The organism is Hugenholtzia roseola DSM 9546, assembly GCF_000422585.1.
GTDB lineage: Bacteria > Bacteroidota > Bacteroidia > Cytophagales > Bernardetiaceae > Hugenholtzia > Hugenholtzia roseola.
In genome coordinates this window covers 87,431-112,448 of record NZ_KE383885.1, presented here as the reverse complement: position 1 = coordinate 112,448, position 25,018 = coordinate 87,431, and the positions used below count along the sequence as shown (strand labels likewise).

Below are 25,018 nucleotides of genomic sequence, written 5' to 3'. Positions count from 1 at the left end.
GAGAATAGGGGAATTTCATTTGGTTTTTCCCTCGCCCCTCGTCCCTCCTCTCTCGCCCCTGATTAAAAACCCTCTTCCATTAAAACAAGGATTGCAAAATTTAGCTTTGCGAAATATGGGTTTCGTAAAGCTAAAAAAACAAAACCTCGACGACGGCTAACAGCCTCGTCGATGGTTTCAAAAAAAGACCCTTAGATGTTTTTAGCGTCTAAGGGTCTTTTTGTTTTCGGCGGTTTGAAAAAAGCCAAAAAATCTTGTCTTTGGTTTGAAGTGCGAAGCTGGAGCTTCGCGCTACAGAAAAAAACTCGCCTATGGTTTCAAAAATTGTGGTTTAAATCTGAATCCCCATTTTTTGCATCAAAAAAACGGCGTTGGTATTCTGACAAATGCCTTCCGAAATTTTGTAGGGATAGTGTAGCCCTTCGGCAACGTTTTCTACTTCGAAGGCATAGTTTTTAATTTGGTTTGGAAAATCGTTTATCAAATTTCCTAAGGCGACATCGTGTGAGGCGATAACAGAGGCAGCAGGGAGTTTTAAAAGCTGTTTGATGACGGCTTCCGAGCCTAAATATCGGTCTTTGGAGTTTGTGCCACGCAGGATTTCGTCTAATAGAATGAGGTGAGGGCGTTTTGTTTGGAGGGTGTCCAAAATCTGTTTGAGGCGTTTGAGTTCGGCAAAAAAGGAGGAAGTGCCATCTTGCAGGGAGTCTATGATGCGCATGCTGGTAAAAATTTCGAGGGGGCGGTACTCAAAATGGCTCGCGGGCAGGGGTGCGCCCAAATTTGCCAAGACGGTATTGATGCCTAAGGTTCTCAAAAAGGTGCTTTTGCCCGCCATATTTGCCCCTGTGATAAGGGCGACTTCGCCTAAACGGTTGAGGGTGAAATGATTGCTAACGCGCTGATTTTCAGGAATAAGGGGGTGAGCGATGTCGGTAGTTTTGAGGATAGGTTCTTGCGAAAAAGTGGGGTAGTGGTAGTTGGGGTGGTTGAAGGCAAAGGAAGCAAGGCTCATCAAAGCCTCTGTTTCGGCTAAGGCTTCGAGCCAAAGGGGGACTTTTTGCTGATAGGCGGTGCGCCAATTTTCTAAGGCAAGGGCAAGTTGTATGTCCCATAGAAAGAGTCCGTTTAGGATAACAAAGGCAAAACCATTGAACCTATATTCAAATAAGTTTAATTTTTTTAATAAATAGGTGGCGGCTAACTTACTTCCTTTTAGATTTTGTTGTATTTTTTGTAGGCTTGGGCTTTCAAAATTTTGCTGTTCTATGATTTGCCATAGGGTCGCACACTTTTGTAGGAAAGCAATATTTTTTCCTACGCCTTGATAAACAGTAAGCAATTTTTTCTGAAAAAGTCCTATCAAAACTAATTGTAAGATGGAAAAATTGATAGAAAAGCTATATGAAATCTGACCTAAAATAGCAGCAATCCAAGCAAGAATTGTAAGAAGTGGCAAAGCCCATCTTAGGACTTGCAGGAGCAGAAAGCTATTTTTTTGGGTAGGAAAAGCAGGCTCATTTTGTAGCCAAGTATTTAAAACGGTTTGCTCTTGCGCGTTTTCTTCGGAAAGGTGGGCGGTGGTCTGAAAATGCAGGCGTAGGTCGGTTTTTTGTGCCAATTCCTGAATGGCTTGCTGTCGTTGGGTCAGGATTTGGGTATCGAGAGAAGGAAATCGCAGCCATTGGGCTAATCTTTTTTCGCCTAATAGGGTATGAGTACGGCTTAGAAAGGAAAAAAGGCTGCCCTTCCCAAAAATATCCAAATCGCGTGTGTAGGGGTGTAGGGAATCGAGATAGGCTTCGCCTGTGGGTAGGTTATCAAATTGATATTGAAGTCTTTGTTTTTCTGCTTCAATAAGAGTGCGTTTTTTTTGAAAATATAAAAATTGTTTTTTTACCTTTTGATGTATCACAACAAAGACAAGAAAAAGTATAAGCCCTGCAAAACCAGCGACACTTGCGCTTATCCAACTCAAATCAGAGAGGAGCAAGACCCCTACCAGCGTAGCAAGGAAGGTCAGGATACGCAAGATAACCCACATTTGTAGTTGTTTTTTTTTAGTAGAGTAGCCTTTTTCAGCTTCTTTTTGGTAGGAAAGGTATAAATCCATTGCGGTTTGGTCTGATTAGAAAGGGCAAAGCTATGTTAAAGGCAAGAAAAATACAAGAAAAGCCGAATCGGGCTTTTGAGAATTGAAAGTTTTTTCTTTATTTGGGCTTCCAAAACGGCACCAAAAAAAGCAGAGCAGTTTTTCAGTTGCCAAAAGGGTTTCTTTTTGGGTGCGAGTCGTTTTGGTGTCGCTGCCCCTTTCAAATAAAAATACAACGAAAACAGGTGAAAGAGTTATTACAAAAATATACCAATGAGCAGTCGCGTTTTTTAGTCATCAATGGGACGCTCCTTCATTACCGCATCGAGGGCGAGGGCGAGCCGATATTGCTCCTGCATGGCTCTTTTTCTTCGTTGCACACTTTCGACGCTTGGGCAGAGATGCTTTCTAAGCAGTATCGCGTTGTGCGCCTCGATATAGTGGGTTTTGGGCTGACGGGTCCTAATTCTGAAAATCGCTACGATATGGAGCATCATCTTTTCTACCTCAAAACTTTTGTAGATGCCTTGGGGATAAAAGAGTTTTATTTGGGGGGTAGTTCTTTGGGGGGCTGGTTGGCTTGGGAATTTACCCTGCGCTACCCCTCTTATGTTCGCAAGCTCATTCTTTTGGGTGCGGCGGGCTTTTTAGAACCCAATAACATTCCGCTGCCTTTCAAAATGGCGCGAACACCGCTTTTCGGCAGGGTGATAAAATATGTGGTGCAGCGCAATATCTTAGAACAATTTGTGCGCGAAGTCTATTACAATCAAGACAAAGTTACCGAGCCGCTTATCACGCGCTACTACGACCTTTTCACGCGCGAAGGCAATCCCGAAGCGTTTTTAATTATGGTCAATGAAAAATTTAAGGACAATACCAAGAGTTTGAAACAGATTAACATTCCTACCTTAATCTTATGGGGGCGCGAAGATAAGTGGATACCTGTTCAGAACGCAAGGCGTTTTCATGATGCCATTCCACACAATCGCATGCTTATCTATGAGCGTGTAGGGCATCTGCCGATGGAGGAAATTCCTTTACAGACGGGTAAGGCTTTGTTCAAATTTTTGCAGGAAAAAGACTAAAATTTTCATTCAATCAGGTAGGAATAAGGTACTGCCTTGTCCGAATTTGTATTGAAATAAAATTTGAAAATACAAGCCTTTTATTAAACTTTAATCTGACTGCCTTCGCGCTTTCCTCTACTTTCTCTGTGTTCTAAAATGTGTATTTTCCGAATCCTAAAATGATGATGAAAACAAAAAAAATCCTTTGGTTTTGGCTTGCCTATTGGCTCTTTGGCGCATTGCAAGCCCAATCTCTGCCTACCGAAAGGCTAACGGCATCAGCTTTGCAGCTCAAAATCAGGCACTTACAAACCACAGGGCGCGTGCTTTATGTGGCAGCGCACCCCGACGACGAAAATACGCGCTTGCTGACGTATTTGGCAAACGAAAAAGGCTTCGAAACGGCTTATCTTTCCCTAACACGCGGCGATGGCGGTCAGAATCTTATCGGAGAGCAGCAGGGCGTAGAAGTTGGGCTAATTCGCACGCACGAACTTTTGGCGGCGCGGCGCGTAGATGGCGCACAGCAGTTTTTTTCCACCGCCAACGATTTTGGCTACTCTAAAAGTCCCGAAGAAACTTTGCAGATTTGGGACAAAGAAAAGGTGTTGTCTGATGTCGTTTGGCTCATTAGAAAATTCCGCCCTGATGTCATCATTACCCGTTTTTCGCCTACTTTGGGCGGCACACATGGGCATCATACGGCTTCGGCGCAGTTGGCTTTGGAGGCTTTCGAAAAAGCCGCCGACCCTACCGTTTTCCCCGAACAGTTGAAAGAAGTGCAGATTTGGCAGCCCAAGCGCATTTTTTGGAATACTTCTTCGTGGTTTTTCCGAAACAATGACTTCAAAGAAAGCGATTTTCTAAAACTCGACATCGGGCTTTACAATCCGCTTTTAGGGCTTTCCTATGGCGAAATTGCAGGCAGAAGCCGCAGTCAGCACAAAAGTCAGGGCTTTGGCGCGGCAGAATTTAGGGGTGAGATTTTGGAATATTTCCAACTTTTGGCAGGCGAAAAACCGCAAACCGATATTTTCGAAAACCTCGACTTTTCATGGCAAAGGATTCACACGCCCGAAAAAGAGGCAAATGACAAGCAAAACTTACAAAAAATAGCGACCTTAGAACAAAAGGTAGCTCAAATTTACCAAACGTATCGCGCCGATTCGCCGCAAGATAGCATAGAGCCACTTTTAGAGCTTTTAAAAGCCTTAGAAACCTTGCCCGATAATTTTTATAGAAATAAAAAAATCAAGCAAATAGAAGAAATTATTTTGCACTGTGCAGGGATTTATGTAGAAGCACTGACCCCAGAGGCGTATCTTGCCGCAGGCGACTCTTTGAAGGTGCAGGCAAATCTTATCAAAAGGCTGCCCGTAGAATTGAAGTGGAAAGAGGTCTGTCTGCTTTTTGCCGATAAAGAGGAGCTAAATTATTTGGGCAGTTGTGTTTTCAATCCTGAACTGAATAAAAATTCGGAATTTAAACTACAAACCTTACTACCTGCCGATTTTCCCCTTTCACAGCCTTATTGGTTGGAAAAGGAGGGTACTTTGGGCATGTTCGAAGTGGCAAGGCGCGATTGGATAGGCGAACCCGAAAATCTGAACCCTATTTTTGTGCGTTTTGTCTTAGAAATTGGCAAGGGTGAAAATAAGCGAACTTTTACCGTTGATAGGAATATTTACCAAAAAACGACCGACCCTGTGCGCGGTGAATTGCATCTACCCCTTCGCATTGTGCCGCCTGTTAGTGTTTCTTTTTCGGAAAGCAGCCTTATTTTTACTCAAAATCAGCCCAAACGCCTCAAAGTTACACTTAGGGCGCAGCGCGACGGCACAAAGGGCAGACTCTTTCTCAAAAATTACTTCGATTCGCCCGAAGCCGTAAGTCCTGATATGATTTATTTTCAGATTGCGCCCCAAAGTTTGGGTTTTGATTTTGCCAAAAAAGGACAAGAAAAAAGTTTTTGGATAGAGGTTACACCACCAAAGGGATTGCGTCAGAATTTGCTAACGGCAGAGGTGCAGTTGCAGGGTTTGGCGGCAAATGAATTTGCAAGTCCGATAGAAGGGCGCAATTTTACCAAAATTAGCTATGAACATTTGCCCGAAATTGTGTATTTTCCGCAGGCAAAGGTAAAACTTTTGCGTCCCGACCTTACCTTGATTCCGCTGCAAAAAGAAGCCCCTAATTCGGAAAAAAAACAAAATTATAGCCGCAAGATTGGCTATGTCAGAGGCGCAGGCGATAAGGTAGCCCAAGCCATCGAGGGAATGGGATACGAAGTCGTGATGTTGGATTTGCCTAACCTTTCTTTGGAGGAGTTGGCTGGTTTTCAGGCGATTGTGGTAGGGATTCGCGCCTTCAATACACAAGATTTTTTGGCTACCCAAAACGAAAAACTTTGGCTTTATGCCCAAAATGGCGGACGCTTGATTATCCAATACAACAATAGTTATGATTTAGTTACAAAAAAAATAACGCCCTACGATTTACAACTTTCGCGCGATAGAGTAACGGAAGAAAAAGCCCAAATAGAGATTTTAGAACCCCAACACCCCATCTTACAAAGTCCCAACGTCATTACGGCTGCCGACTTCGAGGGTTGGGTGCAGGAGCGCGGACTCTATTTCCCCAACACTTGGGACAACGCCTTCACGCCACTTTTGCGCATGCAAGACAAGGGCGAAACCCCCAAAGAAGGTGCGCTTTTAGTGGCAAACTATGGCAGAGGGCTTATTGTGCATACCAGTCTTTCGTGGTTTCGACAGCTTCCTGCGGACGTAGTGGGCGCGTATCGCCTTTGGGCAAACCTATTGGCTGCGCCACTGCCCTAAAAAAAATAGACGTTTTTATAGTTTTTTAAAAATTTTGAAATTTTTGGTTTTCTATTTGGCGTTTTTACAACGGTCAGAAGGTCAAAAAATGGGGTTTTGTGCTTGGTGAAAACCTGCTGAACCCCCACCCTGCCCTCCCCCCATAGGGGAGGGTTCGAAAACCAAATCATTTTTTTATGCGAGCATAAAAAAATGATACCGAATAAAAGCCCCTCCCTTTGGGGCAGTGATGTTAAATTCTAAAAATCAGGTGCAAATGTAGGGACAAGGCATTGCCTTGTCCTATGCCCCAAACCCTAAGGGTCTTGAAGACCCTTAGGGTTTAAGTCCAAATTTTATTTTGTGTCAAAAAAATGGGTTAGCGTATCGGCTTTCCTTTGATAAATACTTGTTCTATCCAATCAGACCCAAAACTATAAGGCAGGAACGCCAAAGAAGGGACTTTTTGGGTCAGAATAAAATTTGCCTCTGCGCCTTTGCCAATCACGCCATGCGATTTTTCTAAGCCTAAGGCAAAGGCAGCGTTGTAGGTCAGGGCATTGAGAGCCTCTTCGGGTAGCATTTTCATCTGAATACAAGCCAAAGCCATCACAAAGGGCAAGTTGCCCGAAGGTGAGCTACCCGGATTGTAGTCGGAAGCCAAAACGATAGGCAGATTTGCCTCCAAAATCTTGCGAGCAGGCGCGTAGGGTAGGCGTAGGAAAAAAGCGGTGCTGGGCAGCAAAGTAGGCAGCGTTTGGCTTTTTTGCAGGGCTTCGATTTCCGCTTCGCCTACAAATTCGAGGTGGTCGACGCTCACTGCGCCATATTTGGCACCTACCTGCACGCCGCCAGAGTAGTCCAATTCGTTGGCATGGAGGCGCAACTGCAAGCCCAAATCGGTGGCTTTTATCAAAATCGTTTCCGTTTCTTGGGGTGTAAAAAAGCCTTTATCGCAAAAAACATCACAGTAGTCTGCCAATTTTTCTTCGGCTACGGCAGGGAGCATTTCTTCCAAAATCATAGCCATATATTTTTGGCGCGATACTTCGCGAGGAAAGGCGTGCGCTCCCAAAAAGGTAGTCTTGACGGCAATGGGCGAATGGGCTTTAATTTTTTGGGCGACGCGCAAAATTTTGAGTTCGTCGGGCGTGGTGAGTCCGTATCCGCTCTTGATTTCCACAGCCCCCGTTCCCAAGCGCATAATTTCTTCGAGCCGCTGCCAAGCCTGCTCAAAAAGTTCGTCTTCGGAAGCGGCTTGCAGTTTTTTGGCAGAATTGAGGATACCGCCGCCTCTTTTAAAAATTTCCTCATACGAAAGCCCTTTGATTTTATCTACAAATTCGGCTTCGCGGCTGCCTGCATAAACCAGATGGGTATGCGAATCTACAAAGGTAGGCATGACCATTTTGCCTGTCGCCTCTATTTTTTCGTCTGCCTCAAAATATGCCGCAGGGCAGTCTTGCATCTTACCCCAATCGGCAATTTTGCCATCTACTAAGTAGAGAAAGGCGTTCTCGATTTGTGGCAAAAAAGCCATCTGCACGCCTTTGCGCGGTAGTAGGGTCGCTTTTTGGGGAGTTTCTTCTACCTGCAAAAGGTTTTGAATCTGATAGAGCAGTGTGGTCTTCATGGGAAAAGTGAAAATGATAGGTTTTTTTAACAAAGGTAAGAAAAGAAAATCAAAACGTTTTGTCGAACTTTGCGTTTTAAGGCAGTAGCCAAAGCGATAGGCGGCGGCTACCTTTCCTACCACTCCCCTTTTATTCTAATTCTTACCTCACTTGTTGTGATTTGAAAAGGCTTCTACAAAAAAAGTGGCGTTTTTTTTCAAATCCTTCTTTTTCTTTACTATGTCGCTTTCTTCTTTTACCTCCTCTCTTCCTACCGATACTACCCAAACCCCAAACGGACGCTATCTGGTGGAAAAAATTAGTTTCACGCAGGCACAGGCTTTTTCGCCTCTTTTTCTCGATTTTATGGAAAGGGCAAAGGCAGTGCGCCCCTTTTACCATCGAGGGTCGGAAATAGCCGACTTCGCAGCCCAAATAGAGGAAAAAAAGCGCGATTTTAGTGCTGAAAAAAGGCAAGTTTTGGTAGAAACCCTACAAAAGCAGTATCAGGGTTTGCCCAACGCACCTACCGAATTGATAGCCGCCTTGAAAGACGAAAACACTTTCACCGTAACGACAGGGCATCAGCTCAATATCTATTCGGGTACGCTATATTTTCACTACAAAATCTTGACGGTGATTGCCTTAGCCCAAAAATTAGCGGCGGCTTTTCCGCAGTACCGTTTTATTCCGCTCTATTGGCAGGCGAGCGAAGACCACGATTTAGCCGAAATACAGTCTATCGAGGTTTTTGGAAAAACTTATACTTGGCAGACTTCACAGAAAGGCGCAGTCGGGCGCATGCATACAGAGGGTTTGGAGCAGGTAGGTCAGGCAATTCTCTCTGATTTTCAGGGTATTAGTCAGGCGCAATTAGAACCCTATTGGAGTGCTTATCAAAACGCGCCCACTTTGGCAAAGGCTACCCAAGCCTACGTCCATGCCCTTTATGGTCAGAAGGGGCTTTTGGTCTTAGATGCCGACGAGCGCGAACTCAAACGGCTTTTCGTTCCCTATCTGCAAGAAGATTTGTTTGAGCAAGTAGCCGAGCAGCGCGTTGGAAAGCAAACCGCCGACCTTTTAGAGGCAAATGATAGGGGGGATAGAAACTACAAGGCACAAATTCATGCCCATGCCGTCAATCTTTTTTATATGGAAGGGCAAATACGCGAGCGCATTGTCAAAGACCAAGACGAGGCAGGCAAGCCTATTTTTAAGGTCAGAAATACGGATTTGGTCTTTTCAAAAGCCGAAATAGAACAACTCTTACACCACAATCCCGAAAGATTTAGCCCTAATGTGGTCTTACGCCCTTTGTATCAAGAAGTGATTTTGCCAAATCTTTCCTACACAGGCGGGCCGGGCGAGTTTGCTTACTGGTTACAGCTCAAATCGCTTTTCGATTCGAGTCAGATTCCTTTTCCTATTTTAGTGCCGCGCAATTTCGCGCTCATTGTTCCCAAGCATCAGGTTTCGCGCAAGGAAAAATTGGGCATCTCTTGGGCAGAGCTATTTTTAGATATGGACACGCTGCGGATTCAATTTGTGGCAAACCAAGCCGCCGAATTATTAGATTTTAGCCAAGAGGAAGCAAATCTAAACCAACTCTTTGAAGCCATCAAGACCAAAGCCGAAGCCATCGACAAAAGTTTGGGCGGCTTTGTTGCGGCGGAGGCACAAAAAACGCTCAAAAGTCTGGATAACATTGCCAAAAGGTTGCGCAAAGCCGAAGAAAGTCGCCAACAGGTAGCGATTAAACAGTTGGAAGGGCTAAAAGAAAAACTCTTTCCCAAAGGCAATTTGCAGGAACGGGTAGAAAATATATTGAGCTTTTCACTCAATCAGCCCGATTTTTTAGCAGAAATTGGAGCAGAATTAGACCCTTTTGCGCCATTTTTCTATATTTTTGCCGAACAAAACTCCGAACCGCAAAATTCCAGTCCCGATGTCAAGTCGTAGGGGTTTCCCCCTCGATGTTGCGTCTTTTTCTAAGAAATAAAAAACCTAATTTGCGTGCAAAAGGTTATGCAATAGCTTTTCGCTACGTCAGACCTTTTGCCACTTTCAAATCTACAAAGTTTTTTACTATTTCAATATCCTTCTTTTTTACCCTATTCAACCTTCAAATGGAACAACTTATCAACGAAAAAACTGCCGCTCAACAAAGCAAACAGATTTTCAACAATCCGCTTTTGGAGAAGCTCACGCGCACACATATTGCTGTGCCATTGGTAATTTTTTATGTTACAGCAGCCGTTTTGATGTACTATGGTAGCCTCTACTCGTCGCTTACGTGGAAGGAATTAGTGCCTGTTTTTATTGCCTCTTTCTTTCTTTTTACGTTGGTAGAATATTTGGTACATCGCCATGTGTTTCACATGTTGCCCACTACGAAGATGAAAGCTTGGATTGCCTACAATTTTCATGGCGTGCATCACGATTATCCAAAAGATAAGACGCGCCTTGTTATGCCGCCTGTGGTGAGCGTTTTGTTGGCTACGATTCTTTTTTCAGTTGCCTATCTTAGCATTGGCGATTGGGCGTTTGGCTTTATTCCGGGTTTTATTTCGGGCTATGCTTCTTATTTGGCGGTACATTATATCGTGCATGCGATGCGTCCGCCTAAAAATTTCTTGAAAGTCCTTTGGGTGCATCATGGGATTCATCACTACAAAGACAGCGAAGCCGCTTTTGGCGTTTCTTCACCACTTTGGGATTGGATTTTTCGCACTATGCCTAAAAAAACGTACAAATAAGAAAAGACTCAAAAATAGTTTGGTGTCTAAAAAAGCGAATCCACTTATCGGGTGGGTTCGCTTTTTTTCTGGTAACAAAATCTTGGATAACTTCGATAACTTTTCAGACTTTGATAATTTTTAGATTTGACCTTTAAAAACGGGAGTGGCTGCCCCAATAAGGTAGATGTTTTCAAAATGGTCGCCTTTTTTTTCAAAACTCACTTCTAATTTTCCCCCTAAAACCTCAACTTGAATTGGACTTTTCAAACCCTCTTTTTCAAAAGCCGCCAACGCGCAAGCCGTAACCCCTGTGCCACAAGAAAGTGTTTCGTCTTCTACGCCTCTTTCGTAGGTACGCACGCGCAGGGCATTGTTGCCGATTTGTGCCACAAAATTGACATTGGTGCCACCTTCAAATCGTGAGTCGTGGCGAATGGCTCTGCCTTTTTCTACCACTTCAAAATGTTCTAAAATTTCTGCCTTTTCCAAAAAGGCTACATAGTGAGGCGAACCTGTGTTTAAAAAATAATAGGCAGGCATCAAATCGTCTGCTCCCTGCTCGATTTGGCTTACAGGGTTCATTTTCAAATGCACTTTTAGTTCATTTTCTTGGCTGCTTTTATTGTTTTCTTTTTCTATAAAAGCCTGATGCAGTCCGTCGTAAGCCAAAAAAGTAGTTTCTCTTTCTATGATACCCAAAAAATGGGCAAAGGCTACGGCACAGCGTCCGCCATTGCCACACATCGAACCCAAATTGCCGTCAGCATTAAAATAAACCATTTCAAAATCTATTTTTTTAGCCGCTGCCTTGTCGCTTATCTTTTGAGAGGGCGCGTTTTGTATCAAAATTAAGCCATCTGCCCCAATGCCAAAACGTCGATGACAAAGGTGTGTAATCCATTGCTGCCTATTTTTTGTAGGGAAAGGCGAAGCAAAATCAAGCCCTCTGTTGTCTATCAGGATAAAATCGTTTCCTGTGCCTTGATATTTGTAAAATTCTATGCTCATTTTTTTTATGAAAATTTTATGATTTTTTTACAAAAAGAAGTTTTGTTTTTTGATGATTTTGAGAAAATGACTTTCTTGCTCCTTTCAGAAAGCAAGATAGCGAAAAAAAAGAGAGTGAGAAAATAGGCGGCGTGCTTTCTAAGTAGTCTTATTCTGAAAAAAAATTAAACCTATCAAAGTCTTGGTGCAGGACTTGAATTTTTATCGTCTTTTTCTTACATTTGTAAGTACAAAATACTTGGCGTAGCTTCTTATTGCTTCTTATTTTTGCTTCTGCCGCTCATTGTGCCTTTACACCCACTACCTAACATTTGTGTTTTTTAAAGCCAAACGACCATCTAAACTTCTTGAAAATGAAATACCTGCTTATTTTTTGTAGCCTTTTTGCTTTTTTAGGGCAGACAAAGGCACTTTTGGCACAAACTACTCCCTTTGAAAAGGCGGAGAGTCAGAAAAATAGGGTACAATATCGCAGTTTTGAGTGGGAATTTTATGCCTCCGACAATTTCGACGTTTATTTTTATGGGGGAAATGAAAGTTTGGCGCGACTTACCGCCCAATATGCCGAAGCCGAATTTCCGCGTCTGACCGATTTGCTTGGCTTTTCGCCTTATAGCAAGATTCGAATTTTTGTCTATCAGTCGGTAGAAGATTTGCAGCAAAGCAATATCGGGATTCAGGAGCAGGGATTTAGATTAGGCGGGCAAACTAATTTTGCAAAATCAGTAGTCGAAATTGCCTTTACCACAGATAGGGAAGCCTACCACAAGCAGCTCACGCGCGAGGTCGCTGATATGATGCTTTTCGAGATGCTTTATGGGGGCAATATTCGCGAGGTCTTACAGAGTTCGTATTTCCTAACGCTGCCCGATTGGTTTATTGCGGGGGCTTCTGCCTATGCCGCCGAAGGGTGGAGCTTGGAAATGGACAATTTTATTCGCGTCAATATTCACAACAAAAAGATAAAAAATATAGACAATTTTTCTAATATAGAGGCGCGTTTGGTAGGGCAGTCCATTTGGAATTATTTGGCAGAAAGTTATGGGAAAAACACAATTTCTAACGTTTTAAACCTAACACGTATCGTGCGAAACGAGCGGAGCAGTATTCAAAATACGCTTGGTATCAATTTTTCAGAATTTATCGACCGCTGGTATGAATTTTACAAAAAACAAAACGAACCACTATTTGCCCAACTTGTAAAGGCAAATCAGGTCTTAAAATTCGAAAGCAAAGCCTTGCAGCGCAAACAGTGGGAATTTTCACAAATTTCGCTTTCGCCCTATGCTACACACGCTGCTGCGGTGCGACATAAGGACGGAAAGTATGAAGTTTTGGTTCAGGATTTATCTAATAAAAAAGAAGAAATTGTACTCAAAGCGGGTATTTATGTAACCAATCAGGTTTCTAATCCGCATCTGCCTTTGGTGGCGTGGCATAAAAAATCGCAAAATCTACTTTGCATTTTTGTAAAAAATGGAAAGTATTATGCACAAATTTATTCCTTGCTCGAATCAAAAGCCATCAAGGTAGAAGCCCTTTCTAATTTGGACAATTTGGGCAGTTTGAAACAAATCGACTGGGCAGAAAATGGCGAAGACCTCGTGTTGGCGGCTACCCAAAATGGGCAGAGCGACCTTTTTCTATACAATCTTTCGTCTAAAAGTTTGAAAAATCTTACACAAGACAGGTTTGATGAAAAAGACCCTGTTTTCAAAGACGATAAAACGCTGCTTTATGTTTCGAATGAACAACAGGAGGAAATTTTGCAGCAAGCCGAAGCCTTTCGCGAGCAACTTTCCATTTTTCATCTCTACGAACTTGATTTGACAAACAAGCGCAAAACGCCGCTAACCAATCTAACTTCACAGATTGCACAACCCAGCCTCGACGAAAAGGGACAAATTTTCTGCCTTAGCAATCAGACAGGTATCAATCAACTTTACCGTTTCGAGCCTAATGATAAAAGTTTGATACAACTCACGAATTGGGCAGCCGCGATAGAAGATTACAGTTTTTCTAACCAAAAATTGATTTTATTATTGCGAAAAGAAGAAAAACGCCTGCCTTTTCTTTTTGAAAACATAAGTCTTGAAAACAGCACCTTTACCCCTAAATCGGCTGCACAATCGTTACAAGATTTGCGACTTCTAACCAAAATAAAAGAACTTAGGCGCAAACAAGAAGATAGAAAGGCAGAGCAAAATGAAGGGAAAATAGAGAAAAATCAGCAAATAGAAAAAGAGAAAATCATTGATAATCAGGCAGATAGTACCCAAAAAGTAACCGTTCAGGACACAACTTCCTATCAATTTGATACCTTCGGAAAAAAGGGAAAGGCTACGGTTCGCCTGCTGAAAGACTACGACTATTTCGCCAAACGTGCCGCCTCGGATAGTTTGCCCGACTTGCGCCTGCGTGGGGCTTATCGTTATGAAAGTAAATTTAGTATTGACCGTACAGTTACCACTTTTGCCTTCGATGCCCTTCGCAATTTCGGATTGCTTTTTGAGATGGGCATGGCAGACGACTTGGAAAATCACCGCTTTGACATGGGACTTTTCGTTACGGGAATCCTCAATTTTAGCAGTGGCATGGTTTATGGCGAATATCAATATCTGAAAAATAGATTAGACTATGGTGCAAGGATAGAACGTTTTGGGTACAGTTTTGCGACAACTTTGTATTCACAACAGTATAGCCTGATGCGTTTTTCGCCCAAAGTTGCTTATCCTATCAATATCACAAGCCGCATAGAGGTTTCGCCTTTCTTTGCCCAAACCCTTTTTAATACCAGCAGCGAAGCCGACCCCGCCATTCAAGCCTTTCCAAAAGTGGTGCGAAATTATGCAGGATTGCGACTTGAAGCCATTTTCGACAACAGACTCACCACAGGCGCGAATACCTACAAGGGAACTTTCCTCAATGCCAAAATAGAGCAATATGTTGGAAGAAATGCTACCAGCTTTGCTTTTTTACATTTAGAAGGCAAACATTACATCAAACTTTTCAAAAACATTACTTGGGCAATGCGCTTGGCTTATGGCAGTTCCTTCGGACAAGCACCGAAAACCTACCGTTTGGGCGGAGTCGATAATTGGGTCTTTCAGCGGCAGCCCGACCCTACGGAAGTAGCCCAAGAAGACCCCTTTTTCCTCGATTTGCGCAATCCTGATGCCTACCAGAATGATTATAGCGATTATCTATTTTTGCAATATGCTACGCCTTTGCGTGGTTTTGACTATAATGCGCTTTTTGGTACAAATTATTTACTTACCAATTTAGAACTGCGGATTCCCTTCTTAGACGTTTTTTATCACAAAAGCGTGCGTTCTAAATTTTTACAAAACTTACAACTTATTGCCTTTACCGATATAGGTTCGGCATGGACAGGCATTTCACCCTTCAATGAGCAAAACGCCCTCAATACGATAGAAATTGGTGGCAATGCAGGTGAGCCTTTTTATGCACGTGTTTCCAATTTTAAAGACCCTTTCTTGTGGGGCTATGGTGTTGGGGTGCGCTCGAAGATATTAAACTATTTTGCCAAGTTTGATGTCGCTTGGGGCGTTGATGACCAAGTGAGGTCGGGGGCAAAGTTTTATTTTAGTTTAGGATATGATTTTTAAAGAACTACTATGATACTTTTTGTTTCTAATTTCAAATCTAATTCTACTTGCCTTGTGTCCATTACCTTGCCTTTTTCACTCAAATTGTATCTGTTGGCAGAAGACCTCATTCGCACTGTACCACAACTACTGGCGGCACAGCGCAAAGCCTACTTAGGGGCAGGCGTGGCGGTATTGCTCTCGGTGCTGCTCGCTTTTATCGTAGCACAAGCGATTCCTTACGGAAAGGGGCGGCGTAGCAAGGCAAACCTTTATCGCCGAATTTGGTTTCTTATGATAGGGCTTGTGCCGCCGATAGGGTACTTTTTGTACCTCTTTTTCTTTTTTATCTCCAAGATAAAGAAACGCTATTGGCAGCATGAATTTACCAACACAGCTTTTTATTCGGTCTTGTTTATCTTTTTGGGTTATTTCCTGCTTTCCTATTTTTTGGGTAGGACGCTGAAAAACTCAAAATTTGGTGAGATTTTCAAGTTTTAGTATCAAATAGCCTTAGCCTATTATCAAGTATTTGAAAATCGAGGCTTTGCAGAGATTTATCTGTATCCTGAAAGGCGTATTGGGAAACTTCTTTTTCTACACATTATCAGAAAAATTATGAAAACAAAAAGAAATTGGCTTTTATTTTTTATCTGTCTAACAACCTTTTTGCATACGGCTTGTTATTCTTCTCAAAATCAATCCACAACTACCTTGGATATGCAAACAAATCTTGATACAACCCAGCTCGATACCCTAACCTTGGGGGCAGGCTGCTTTTGGTGTGTAGAAGCCGTTTTTCAGCGCGTCGAGGGCATCGAAAAAGTGGTTTCGGGTTATATGGGGGGGAGCTTGAAAAACCCCACTTATCGCGAAATTTGCACAGGGCGCACAGGGCATGCCGAAGTGGTGCAGCTCTTTTATAATCCCACCAAAATTAGTGTAGCCGAAATTTTGGCTATCTTTTTTGGCACGCATGACCCCACAACGCTCAATAGGCAAGGGGCAGATGTAGGAACGCAATACCGCTCTGCTATTTTTTACCACAGTCAGGCACAGGCACAGACGGCTACGCAAATTGTGGCAGAATTGGAAAAGGAAAAGATTTTTCCCGACCCTATCGTAACGGAAATTACGCCTGCGGCAGCTTTTTACAAGGCAGAGGATTATCACCAAAATTATTACAATGAAAACCAAAGTCAGCCCTATTGCAACTTTGTGATAACGCCTAAGATTGAAAAGTTGAAAAAATATTTTGCGGAAAAGCTAAAAAAATAGCAAAGGCGGCAATTTAGGCAGGATTTTGTTTAGAAATTTGAAAGCGGCAAAAAGGCAGCTATGAAGGCTTGCTTTTTTGCCGATTTTAGTTTTTTGGGTTTTTTGGCTTATCTTTGCGATAAGATAGCTACTTTTTGGGTCTTTGCTTCGGCTTGTTTGTAGGTCTGAAGTGGGACTTTTGAAGTTCTCCCTCACTCCTTTTTCCGAATGAATATGAAGTTTTATCTTTTGCCTTTGTTTCTGTTTTTGCTTTTTGTGCATCAAGCTTGTGGGCAACCTGCACCTACCGAAACGGTGCGTTTGGAGATGCTACCCAGCTCTGCCGATACGCTTCGCTACGATTGGCTCAAACCGCGCTATAATTTGTTGCAATTTTATAGCAAAAAAGCAATAGAGAATTTTCATCAGAAATGGAAACAAAGCCATCACCAGAAGCTATCTATCGCGCATTTTGGCGATTCGCACTTGCAGCCCGATATTTTTCCGGGGCAGCTTCGCAAAAGGCTTCATGCCCTACATGGCGATGGGGGCAGAGGTATTATGTTTGCCTACTCCACAGCCAAGACCTATTCTTCTATTGCCTACAAAACGGCGCACACAGGGGTTTGGCAGGCAGAACGCGCCCTGACGATTAAGCCCAAATTGCCGTTGGGCATTTCGGGCATGGCGGCACGCACGACACAGGCAGGTGCAACTTTGCAGTTTGTTTTTGAAAAAGAAGTTCCCGAACATTACGATATGGTCAAGATTTTTTGCCAACAAAAACGCAGCACCTTCGACCTTATCCTACAAATAGACGACACTGAAATTCCCATCAGTCTGGACTCGTCCGATGTCGCCTATCCCTTTGTGGCAATTCCGATTCCCAAAATACACAAAAAAATTGTACTTAAAACGGTACAAAATCATCAAGACGAAAACGAATTTGAGTTTTATAGCCTTAGTTTAGAATCCTCAGCAGATAAGGGCGCGATTCTGCACAATGGCGGCGTAGGGGCGGCGCGTTATCAGTCGCTTTTATACCAGAGCCTTTTTCCAGAGCAGCTTCCTGCCTTAGAACCCGATTTGGTTATTTTAGATTTTGGTACAAATGATATTTTATATTACGATAAAATAGACGAACATTTAGAGGCAGAAATTCGCCAAATTATCGCCCTGATTCGCCAGAAGACTCCACAAAGTGCCATTTTGCTCACAACGGCACACGATTTATATTGGAAAGGCAAGAACGTAAAATCGGGGCGTGCTTTTGCCGAGCTAATTCACAAAATTGCAAAAGATACGGATTGTATCGTGTATGATTGGTATTGGATTTTTGGAGGTAGTAGGGTGATGGCAAATTGGGCAGAGGTAGGGTTGGCACAAAAAGATAAAATCCATTTGAGCGCGTCGGGTTCGCGTTTGAAAGGCGATTTGCTTTTTGAAGCCATGAACAACACGATGGTTTGGCTGGAAGAACACAAAGAGGCGCAGTCTTTTGTCTTTGATGTGAGTAAAGAATTTGAGAGCGTAACGGCACAACTTCCGCTTTATGCCCAAACAAGCAAGGGAAACATTGGCACAACCAAGAGCCAACAGCAGGCACAAAAACAGACTCCTTCTAAAAGCCAGACCCTTGCCAAGACGCAAACCAAACCGCACTCACACACAATTAAATGGGGCGAAACCCTTTCACACATAGCACTTCGCTATGGCGTTACGATTTCACAGCTTAAAAAGTGGAACAAACTCGCAGGCGATAAAATTCGGGCAGGGCAGAAACTCATTATTTACACCCAAAAAATATTGAGATAGTGCCACAAAACTGCAAGCGGATTTCCTAAGTTTTCGCAGCGACGCATTTGGCACTTGTGCAGGAGAGGGTAAAAAATCCTTTTCCTGCCACTTTTTAGGTCGGAAAATGCCCAAAATTCAAATGAAAAAACTATCTTTGGAAACTGAAAAAGCCTAAAACTTATCAGAAAAACCTTCTGACGTTCTTTTTTTTGAAAGGCAGGGGCTTTTTTGGTTTTGTGTGTGTTTTTAATCGGATTTCCCAACTATCTAACCCGTTTTGTTTATGTCAAAAACAGTTTATCTCGTTTCGGCAGTGCGTACCCCTCTGGGCAGTTTTAATGGTTCTTTAGCCGCCGTTTCTGCCACTCAATTGGGTGCAGCCGCTATCAAAGGCGCATTGGAAAAAGCAGGTATTAGCCCTGATATGGTCAATGAAGTATTTATGGGCAATGTTATTTCGGCAAATTTAGGACAAGCACCTGCACGTCAGGCGGCTATGTATGCAGGGATTCCCAATAGCGTACCCTGCACGACGGTTAATAAAGTCTGTGCTTCGGGCATGAAGGCGATTATGTTTGCCGCGCAAAGTATCATGCTCGGACACAACGACATCGTTGTGGCAGGTGGCATGGAGAGCATGTCCAATATACCTTTTTATTTAGACAAAGCGCGTTTTCAGGGCTATGGATACGGACATGGCACACTCATCGACGGTTTGGTGCGCGATGGCTTAGAAGATGTCTATGACAAAAAAGCGATGGGCGTGTATGCTGATGCCACTGCCGAAAAATACGCCATCACGCGCGAGGAGCAAGACGAATTTGCGATTCTTTCCTACAAGCGTTCGGCGGCTTCTACCGAAAAGGGACTTTTTAAAGACGAAATTGTGCCTGTAAGTATTCCACAGCGCAAAGGCGACCCTATCGTTGTATCGCAAGACGAAGAATACAAGCGCGTAGATTTTAGCAAAGTGCCTACTTTGCGTGCAGTCTTTACCCCCAATGGCAGCGTAACGGCTGCAAATGCCTCTACTATCAACGACGGGGCGGCGGCTTGTATCCTCGTGAGTGAAGAAACGATGGTCAGATTGAGCTTAGAACCCATTGCTCGCATTGTTTCTTTTGCTGATGCTGCCCATGAGCCAGCTTGGTTCACAACTGCCCCCACTTTGGCTGCGCCCATTGCTTTGAAAAGAGCAGGTTTGAGCCAAAATGACATCGATTTTTACGAAGTCAATGAAGCCTTTTCGGTTGTTACCTTAGCTTTCAACAAAGTCTTGGGTATCGATGTCAATCGTGTGAATGTCAATGGTGGAGCAGTTTCGCTCGGACACCCCTTAGGTTGTTCAGGCGCACGTATCGTGGGCGCACTCTCGCATATTTTACACCAAAATAATGGCAAATACGGCATGGCGGCTATCTGTAATGGTGGCGGCGGTGCTTCCGCGCTGATTGTAGAGAAGGTCTAAAAGATTGCTTGTGAAGCGATAAAATAAAAAAGCTAACAGTTCTTTTAGGGCTGTTAGTTTTTGTCTAATTGTTTTTTAATAAAAATAATAAAAATCAAAATTGTAAAATAACAAGACTATGGCGACAAAAATTTCTTTCTTTAATCATAAAGGGGGAGTAGGTAAAACTACAAGCCTTTTCAACTTAGGTGCAATGCTTGCCAAGCGAGGTAAAAATGTACTTTTAATAGATGCAGATACACAATGTAATCTAACTTTACAAGTTCTTGGCATGGAGGGCTATGAAAATCATTACGAACACTATCCTAAAAACAATATAAAGAGCTATCTAGCACCCGCATTTGATTCACAACCTATTTTAATTTCTGCGGGGCATTGTATTTCCTCAAAAATTCCAAACCTACATGTTATGCCGGGAAGTTTGGATTTATCAGGTAGCGATACGCAATTAAGTATGTCATTTAATTTAAGTAGTTTTTTAACCTCAATGCAAAATTTACCAGGGTCATTTGATTATCTGATTCAAAAAACGGCTGAACGATATAATGCAGATTTTGTACTGATTGACTTAAATCCAAGTCTTAGTGCTATTAATCAAGATTTACTCATTTCAAGCGATTATTTCATTATTCCTACCTCGGTTGACTATTTTTCGGTACAATCCATTCGCTCCTTAGCCACTAAGCTGCCTGAATGGGAAACTTGGGCAAAAAAAGCAAGAGATGTGTTTAAAGATTCGTTTTATCCTCTACCTTTAAATACACCTAAATTTTTAGGATTTACTTGTAATAATTTTGTCCTTCAAGGAGGGGGAAAGCCGCAAGAAAATCACAGACAGATGATGGATAGAATTGGGAAAACTGTCGATGATTTTTTGATTCCAAATTTAAGAGAGGTAGGCATGTTAGTAGATGAGAATCTATATCATCAATATTCAAGACAAGAAAGAGAAACGCAAAGCAAATATTGTATAGTTGAGTTTTCTAACTACAATAAATTGAATGTCATCTCGCGTGAGCAAAACATTCCAATTTTCGAAGTTTCTAATGCGGAATTACGCGAAGACAATCAACGAACTACAAGGGATTGGTTTAAAGATTTATACGACTATTTTGCTAACGAAATTATAATTAGAACAAACAATGGAACAAGCAATTGAAACCTTCAAACTTAATATTGATAGCGTTAAACAACTTGATGCCATCTATCTATACTTGGAAGCGAGCAATGTGGGTAAGAACTTAGACCTATCAGAGATTTTAAGGGCGGAGATTGTTTTGGCAGTAAGTGCTATGGATAATTTTATTAGTGATTTATTGCTGATAGGTTTGGTTGATAACTTTGAGCAAAGAAAGCCTTTGAGCAGCGAGTTTGCCAAGTTCCGTTTGGATATGAAAACAGTTGTTAGGATTATGGAGGAGCCAAGTCAGCGAGAAAAAGCTGCAATATTGGGAGAGTACATTCGTAAATTCAACGAAGGCAATTCATACCAAGAGCCTAAAAATATAGTGAGTACACTAAAATTATTAGGAATTACTGACCTATGGAATAAAGTGTCCGTTATTATGGAGATTAGAAATCCTGCCGACGTGAGCAAAGAACTTGAAAATATTGTTTGGAATCGCAACAAAATTGCCCATGAAGCGGATTTTAATCCCCTCACTTTGAAAAAATACCCAAGGGTTAGAGAAGACACCGTTAAAGCAGTAGAGTTTATAGAAAAACTTTGCAAAGCAATTTATGAAATTGCGACAAGTTAAACCTACTACATTGCTAAAACAACAAACTTTTACACACATCTTTCTGCGCTATTTTATAGTTAGCTATCTCTATTTTACAATTTTCCCTGCTCTTCTTTGTGTAGGGCGGCTTTCTTGGGCTTTAAATTTTGGTCTGAATTGAATTTGATGAGAAAAAAGTGTAATTTTGCCTTGTGCTAATCGATATTCTCCTCGATATTCTCATCGTTTGCAATATTCTAAACATCATACCAAAATGACAAAAGTAACCGTAGTAGGTGCAGGCAATGTGGGCGCAACGTGTGCCGACGTATTGGCAGAGCGCGAAATCTGCAATGAAGTTGTGTTAGTAGATATCAAAGAGGGTTTTGCCGAAGGTAAAGCCTTAGATATTTGGCAAAAAGCTCCTGTCAATGTCTATGACACGCGCACTATCGGCGTTACAGGCGATTATAGCCGTACCGCTAATTCTGACGTAGTGGTCATTACTTCGGGCTTGCCACGCAAACCGGGCATGACGCGCGACGATTTGATTTCTACCAACGCCAAAATCGTCAATGCCGTAACCGAACAAGTGATTGCACACTCGCCTGATGCGATTATCATTGTTGTATCGAATCCGCTTGATGTCATGACTTATGCAGCACACGTAACTTCTAAAAAGTCGCGCAACAAGGTCATAGGCATGGCAGGCATTTTGGATACGGCTCGTTATCGCGCATTTTTAGCCGAAGCTCTCAACATTTCGCCCAAAGAAATTCAAGCCGTCTTGATGGGCGGACATGGCGATACAATGGTGCCACTTCCGCGCTATACTACCGTAGGCGGTATCCCCGTAACCGAACTTATCGATGCCGACAAACTCAACGCGATTGTAGAACGCACCAAAGTTGGCGGTGGCGAACTTGTTAAATTGATGGGTACTTCTGCTTGGTATGCCCCTGGTGCTGCCGCAGCACAGATGGTAGAAGCTATCGTAAAAGACCAACGCCGTGTTTTCCCTGTTTGTATCAAACTCGAAGGCGAATATGGTATCGATGATTGCTACTTAGGCGTTCCCGTTATTTTGGGTAAAAATGGCATCGAAAAAGTAATAGAACTCCAACTCACCGAAGACGAAAAAGCCCTTTTACAGACTTCGCGCAAGCACGTCAAAGATGTAATGGACGCTTACGATAAAATTGTAGCCGAAGAGATTGGCAAATAACACTTTTTGGCTTTTTCAAAGTCGTGCCACAAAAAAACGCAATCAGAAGCAAGGCTCTTGATTGCGTTTTTGTATCAGATTTCAAAAAACTGACCTTTGAAGCGTTCTGCTTGTTTTTTTCAAAAAGACAAACAGAACGCTTTTTTCAATTTTTTTCAGCTTATTTCGCCAATTCCAAATTGACTTTGTTGCCTTTGATTTTGGCTTTATTCATCAAACGGACGATTTTTTCAGACTCCGCCTTCGGTACTTCTACAAAAGAGTAGCTATCGAAAACATCAATAGAGCCAATTTCTCTGCCTTTGATGCCTGTTTCGCCTGCAATCGCACCCAAGATGTCGCCTTTACTGACTTTGTCTTGCTTGCCTACGTTGATAAACAGACGCGCCATGTCGCCACGCAAGTTGTTTGTTGTGCGCGTTGTGGTGCGGCTACTGCCACGGCTGGTGTTTCTATCGCCATAAGAAGAGCCACGTTCAGAGCGTCCTTCGGGACGGCTGCCATAACGGTCGTTGCGTCCGCGCCCTGTGTCTTCTGAACGTCTGTTTTTGCGGAAATCATCTGCAAAATCTATATCGCGTTTGTCCAACTGCAAGGACGTGCCTGCATGCAGGTGCAAAACGGCTTGCGCAATCGCCTGATTATCAAAGCCTTTTTCTGTAAGGGCGGCTAAAATTTCGGTTACTGCCTCTAATTGTGGAGAGAAAACAAAATCTTCCGACTGTGCTTCTAAAAGCGTTGCTTCAATTTTTGCCTCCAACTGACTCTTGCGCTTGGCAAGGATAGAGCGCGAAGAAGGAATGTTGCCCGCAGGAATGGGAGCTTTGGTGTAATGCTCGATGTCGCGCAATTTGAAGGATTCTTTGCCCGAAATAAAGGTGAAAGAAACCCCTGTACGACCTGCTCTGCCTGTTCTGCCAATTCTATGGACGTAATATTCTGGGTCTAATGGAATGTCGTAATTGATAACTGCTTCCACGTTTTCTACGTCAATACCACGTGCAGCCACGTCTGTCGCTACCAAAATCTGCACCTGCCCATGACGGAACTTGCTCATCACGATATTGCGCTGGTTTTGTGCCAAATCCCCATGCAAGGCTTCGGCGGCATAGCCTTTTTGAATCAAAAACTCGGCAATTTCGGCAGTCTTTTGCTTGGTGTTGCAAAAAATAAGCATCGATTGCCATTCGTAGAAGTCCATAAGACGTGTGAGAAGCTCATTTTTAAGGTGCGATTTTACCGAAAAATGACGCTGCTCGATAAGCTGACTGGTGAGTTCAGTCTTCGCCATCTTGACGATTTTAGGGCTTTTCTGGTGCTTTTTGGCAATCTCCATAATCGGCTGGGGCATGGTTGCCGAAAAGAGAATGGTTTGGCGTTCTTCGGGAAGTTGTTTCAAAATCTTTTCGATGTCTTCCTTGAAGCCCATGTTGAGCATCTCGTCTGCCTCGTCTAAGATAATGGTCTGAATGTGGTCTAAGTTTAGCGTGCCGCGTGTGATGTGGTCAATTACGCGCCCTGGTGTGCCGATAACGATTTGTACCCCACGTTGTAAATCCTTGATTTGGCGTGTGATAGATTCGCCTCCGTAGATAGCGGCGGCGAAAAGTTTGCTTTTATACTTAGCGATTTTTTTAATCTCCTGTGATACCTGCAACGCCAATTCGCGTGTAGGGCAGAGGATAAGAGCTTGCGTTTTTCTTTCGCTGGCGTTAATTTTTTCCACTGTGGGAATCCCAAATGCAGCCGTTTTGCCTGTTCCCGTCTGTGCCTGCCCGATAATATCGTTTCCTTCTAATAAGAAAGGAATGGCTTGCGCTTGGATAGGAGAAGGGGTTTCGAAACCCATATCAGCAATGGCGCGGTGTAGCTCCTCTGAAAGAGCTAATTCATTGAATTGCGTAACTGTCATTGAACTTTTTAAAGAAAATGTGAGATAAGCAGAAATGCGTATCTAAGAAAGAGAATACTGGATTTTGTAGGTTTTTACAAAATCGCGTGCTTTTTTATGGTCTGATACAAGCAAAAGGAGGGTCAGGCTTTGAAAACGACGCTGCAAAGAAATGGAAACTGCCCATAAACAGATGTTTCACCACAACCCTAAAAAGTGGAAAGCAGAGAAAGCGTAGGCATAAATTCTTAACACAAATCTTTGAAAGAAAGGCTAATTTCGTCAAATTCTGGTCTTATTTCCTATTCGCACTTGGCAGATTGGCATCTGTCAAGGCTTGGAATTTCGCTCGAATCGCGGTTATGGCATATCTAAAAAAGCACAGAAGCGCATTTCTGAATGAATGTTTTAATTTTTCAAACAAACAGAAGAAGCCACAAGCCCAAATCCGACGACTGAATTATGATGAATCTTTTGCACTTTAAATCATAGATGTTGCATCTATCTACACTTTTAAAAATTCACCGCCACAGAGGTTTTTGAAACCAAATTCGCCCATTTTGCGCACACTATAAAAGAATTTTTAGCACTTTTTGCCAAACTTTCTTACTAAGTTCTCTTGCCTAATTTTACAGACAATTCTTCTTAGTAGTGTGAGCAGGTTGCTTTAAAAAAAGCAGGCGATTTTTTTGATTTGTAAGCAAAGACAAG

Annotated in this window: 16 protein-coding genes; 12 read left to right on the top strand and 4 right to left on the bottom strand. The window is 42.7% G+C overall.

The genetic code is table 11. The features are described 5' to 3' along the window. Positions 1 to 331: 331 nt before the first annotated feature. A complete protein-coding gene (locus G500_RS0118260; RefSeq protein ID WP_027003587.1) occupies positions 332 to 2,113 on the bottom strand; it encodes a MutS-related protein in 1,782 nt (593 codons plus the stop codon). A gap of 224 nt (positions 2,114 to 2,337) precedes the next feature. Between G500_RS0118260 and G500_RS24165 the strand changes: the two genes are divergently transcribed. Both G500_RS24165 and G500_RS24160 read left to right on the top strand, forming a co-directional pair. After that, on the top strand, positions 2,338 to 3,180 hold the full coding sequence (locus G500_RS24165; RefSeq protein WP_245574507.1) for an alpha/beta fold hydrolase: 843 nt from the start codon (positions 2,338 to 2,340) through the stop codon (positions 3,178 to 3,180). A 161-nt stretch (positions 3,181 to 3,341) separates the two neighbouring features. Further along, complete coding sequence (locus G500_RS24160) at positions 3,342 to 6,002, top strand: PIG-L family deacetylase (RefSeq protein WP_035758026.1); 2,661 nt, start codon at positions 3,342 to 3,344, stop codon at positions 6,000 to 6,002. Between the two features lie 358 nt (positions 6,003 to 6,360). On the opposite strand, the gene hutI is transcribed toward G500_RS24160, so the two are convergent. After that, positions 6,361 to 7,614 carry an imidazolonepropionase gene (gene hutI, locus G500_RS0118235; protein ID WP_027003586.1) on the bottom strand — a complete coding sequence of 418 codons (1,254 nt, stop codon included), beginning with the start codon at positions 7,612 to 7,614 and terminating at the stop codon, positions 6,361 to 6,363. A 220-nt stretch (positions 7,615 to 7,834) separates the two neighbouring features. Between hutI and bshC the strand changes: the two genes are divergently transcribed. Together bshC and G500_RS0118225 are read left to right on the top strand one after the other, a co-directional pair. Beyond that, positions 7,835 to 9,553, top strand: coding sequence for a bacillithiol biosynthesis cysteine-adding enzyme BshC (gene bshC, locus G500_RS24155; RefSeq protein WP_051203851.1), 1,719 nt, complete (start codon positions 7,835 to 7,837; stop codon positions 9,551 to 9,553). Between the two features lie 167 nt (positions 9,554 to 9,720). Further along, entirely contained in the window at positions 9,721 to 10,350 is a 630-nt protein-coding gene (locus G500_RS0118225) for a sterol desaturase family protein (protein WP_027003585.1), read from the top strand. A 120-nt stretch (positions 10,351 to 10,470) separates the two neighbouring features. On the opposite strand, the gene dapF is transcribed toward G500_RS0118225, so the two are convergent. Further along, positions 10,471 to 11,340, bottom strand: a complete 870-nt coding sequence (gene dapF, locus G500_RS0118220) for a diaminopimelate epimerase (RefSeq protein ID WP_027003584.1) — start codon at positions 11,338 to 11,340, stop codon at positions 10,471 to 10,473. Positions 11,341 to 11,693: 353 nt separating this feature from the next. Between dapF and G500_RS0118210 the strand changes: the two genes are divergently transcribed. The 8 genes from G500_RS0118210 (at position 11,694) to mdh (ending at position 22,416) form a co-directional block, all read left to right on the top strand. Next, on the top strand, positions 11,694 to 14,969 hold the full coding sequence (locus G500_RS0118210) for a BamA/TamA family outer membrane protein (RefSeq protein WP_027003583.1): 3,276 nt from the start codon (positions 11,694 to 11,696) through the stop codon (positions 14,967 to 14,969). A gap of 9 nt (positions 14,970 to 14,978) precedes the next feature. After that, the gene (locus G500_RS0118205) at positions 14,979 to 15,449 is read left to right on the top strand and encodes a hypothetical protein (RefSeq protein WP_027003582.1); all 471 of its coding nucleotides are present in this window, start codon (positions 14,979 to 14,981) and stop codon (positions 15,447 to 15,449) included. Positions 15,450 to 15,668: 219 nt separating this feature from the next. Continuing rightward, positions 15,669 to 16,226: a peptide-methionine (S)-S-oxide reductase MsrA gene (gene msrA, locus G500_RS0118200; protein ID WP_035758063.1), complete on the top strand. Its 558-nt coding sequence runs from the start codon at positions 15,669 to 15,671 to the stop codon at positions 16,224 to 16,226. Between the two features lie 213 nt (positions 16,227 to 16,439). Further along, on the top strand, positions 16,440 to 18,020 hold the full coding sequence (locus tag G500_RS26290) for a GDSL-type esterase/lipase family protein (protein WP_035758020.1): 1,581 nt from the start codon (positions 16,440 to 16,442) through the stop codon (positions 18,018 to 18,020). A 265-nt stretch (positions 18,021 to 18,285) separates the two neighbouring features. After that, positions 18,286 to 19,470 carry an acetyl-CoA C-acyltransferase gene (locus G500_RS0118180; RefSeq protein ID WP_027003578.1) on the top strand — a complete coding sequence of 395 codons (1,185 nt, stop codon included), beginning with the start codon at positions 18,286 to 18,288 and terminating at the stop codon, positions 19,468 to 19,470. A 118-nt stretch (positions 19,471 to 19,588) separates the two neighbouring features. Beyond that, a complete protein-coding gene (locus G500_RS0118175) occupies positions 19,589 to 20,629 on the top strand; it encodes a ParA family protein (RefSeq protein ID WP_027003577.1) in 1,041 nt (346 codons plus the stop codon). Then, positions 20,613 to 21,230, top strand: a complete 618-nt coding sequence (locus G500_RS0118170; RefSeq protein WP_027003576.1) for a HEPN domain-containing protein — start codon at positions 20,613 to 20,615, stop codon at positions 21,228 to 21,230. The genes G500_RS0118175 and G500_RS0118170 overlap by 17 nt, the downstream gene beginning before the upstream one ends. Before the next feature lie 235 nt (positions 21,231 to 21,465). Further along, positions 21,466 to 22,416 carry a malate dehydrogenase gene (gene mdh, locus G500_RS0118160; RefSeq protein WP_027003575.1) on the top strand — a complete coding sequence of 317 codons (951 nt, stop codon included), beginning with the start codon at positions 21,466 to 21,468 and terminating at the stop codon, positions 22,414 to 22,416. Between the two features lie 160 nt (positions 22,417 to 22,576). Here mdh and G500_RS0118150 read toward each other — a convergent pair whose 3' ends face one another. Next, a complete protein-coding gene (locus G500_RS0118150) occupies positions 22,577 to 24,328 on the bottom strand; it encodes a DEAD/DEAH box helicase (protein WP_027003574.1) in 1,752 nt (583 codons plus the stop codon). Positions 24,329 to 25,018: the final 690 nt, after the last annotated feature.

What these genes read in the sequence shown, in the direction of transcription:
- G500_RS0118260 (WP_027003587.1), bottom strand. Translation starts at nt 2,113, where the DNA reads ATGGATTTATACCTTTCCTACCAAAAAGAAGCTGAAAAAGGCTACTCT.
- G500_RS24160 (WP_035758026.1), top strand. Translation starts at nt 3,342, where the DNA reads ATGATGATGAAAACAAAAAAAATCCTTTGGTTTTGGCTTGCCTATTGG.
- hutI (WP_027003586.1), bottom strand. Translation starts at nt 7,614, where the DNA reads ATGAAGACCACACTGCTCTATCAGATTCAAAACCTTTTGCAGGTAGAA.
- bshC (WP_051203851.1), top strand. Translation starts at nt 7,835, where the DNA reads ATGTCGCTTTCTTCTTTTACCTCCTCTCTTCCTACCGATACTACCCAA.
- G500_RS0118225 (WP_027003585.1), top strand. Translation starts at nt 9,721, where the DNA reads ATGGAACAACTTATCAACGAAAAAACTGCCGCTCAACAAAGCAAACAG.
- dapF (WP_027003584.1), bottom strand. Translation starts at nt 11,340, where the DNA reads ATGAGCATAGAATTTTACAAATATCAAGGCACAGGAAACGATTTTATC.
- G500_RS0118210 (WP_027003583.1), top strand. Translation starts at nt 11,694, where the DNA reads ATGAAATACCTGCTTATTTTTTGTAGCCTTTTTGCTTTTTTAGGGCAG.
- G500_RS0118205 (WP_027003582.1), top strand. Translation starts at nt 14,979, where the DNA reads ATGATACTTTTTGTTTCTAATTTCAAATCTAATTCTACTTGCCTTGTG.
- msrA (WP_035758063.1), top strand. Translation starts at nt 15,669, where the DNA reads ATGCAAACAAATCTTGATACAACCCAGCTCGATACCCTAACCTTGGGG.
- G500_RS26290 (WP_035758020.1), top strand. Translation starts at nt 16,440, where the DNA reads ATGAAGTTTTATCTTTTGCCTTTGTTTCTGTTTTTGCTTTTTGTGCAT.
- G500_RS0118180 (WP_027003578.1), top strand. Translation starts at nt 18,286, where the DNA reads ATGTCAAAAACAGTTTATCTCGTTTCGGCAGTGCGTACCCCTCTGGGC.
- G500_RS0118175 (WP_027003577.1), top strand. Translation starts at nt 19,589, where the DNA reads ATGGCGACAAAAATTTCTTTCTTTAATCATAAAGGGGGAGTAGGTAAA.
- G500_RS0118170 (WP_027003576.1), top strand. Translation starts at nt 20,613, where the DNA reads ATGGAACAAGCAATTGAAACCTTCAAACTTAATATTGATAGCGTTAAA.
- mdh (WP_027003575.1), top strand. Translation starts at nt 21,466, where the DNA reads ATGACAAAAGTAACCGTAGTAGGTGCAGGCAATGTGGGCGCAACGTGT.
- G500_RS0118150 (WP_027003574.1), bottom strand. Translation starts at nt 24,328, where the DNA reads ATGACAGTTACGCAATTCAATGAATTAGCTCTTTCAGAGGAGCTACAC.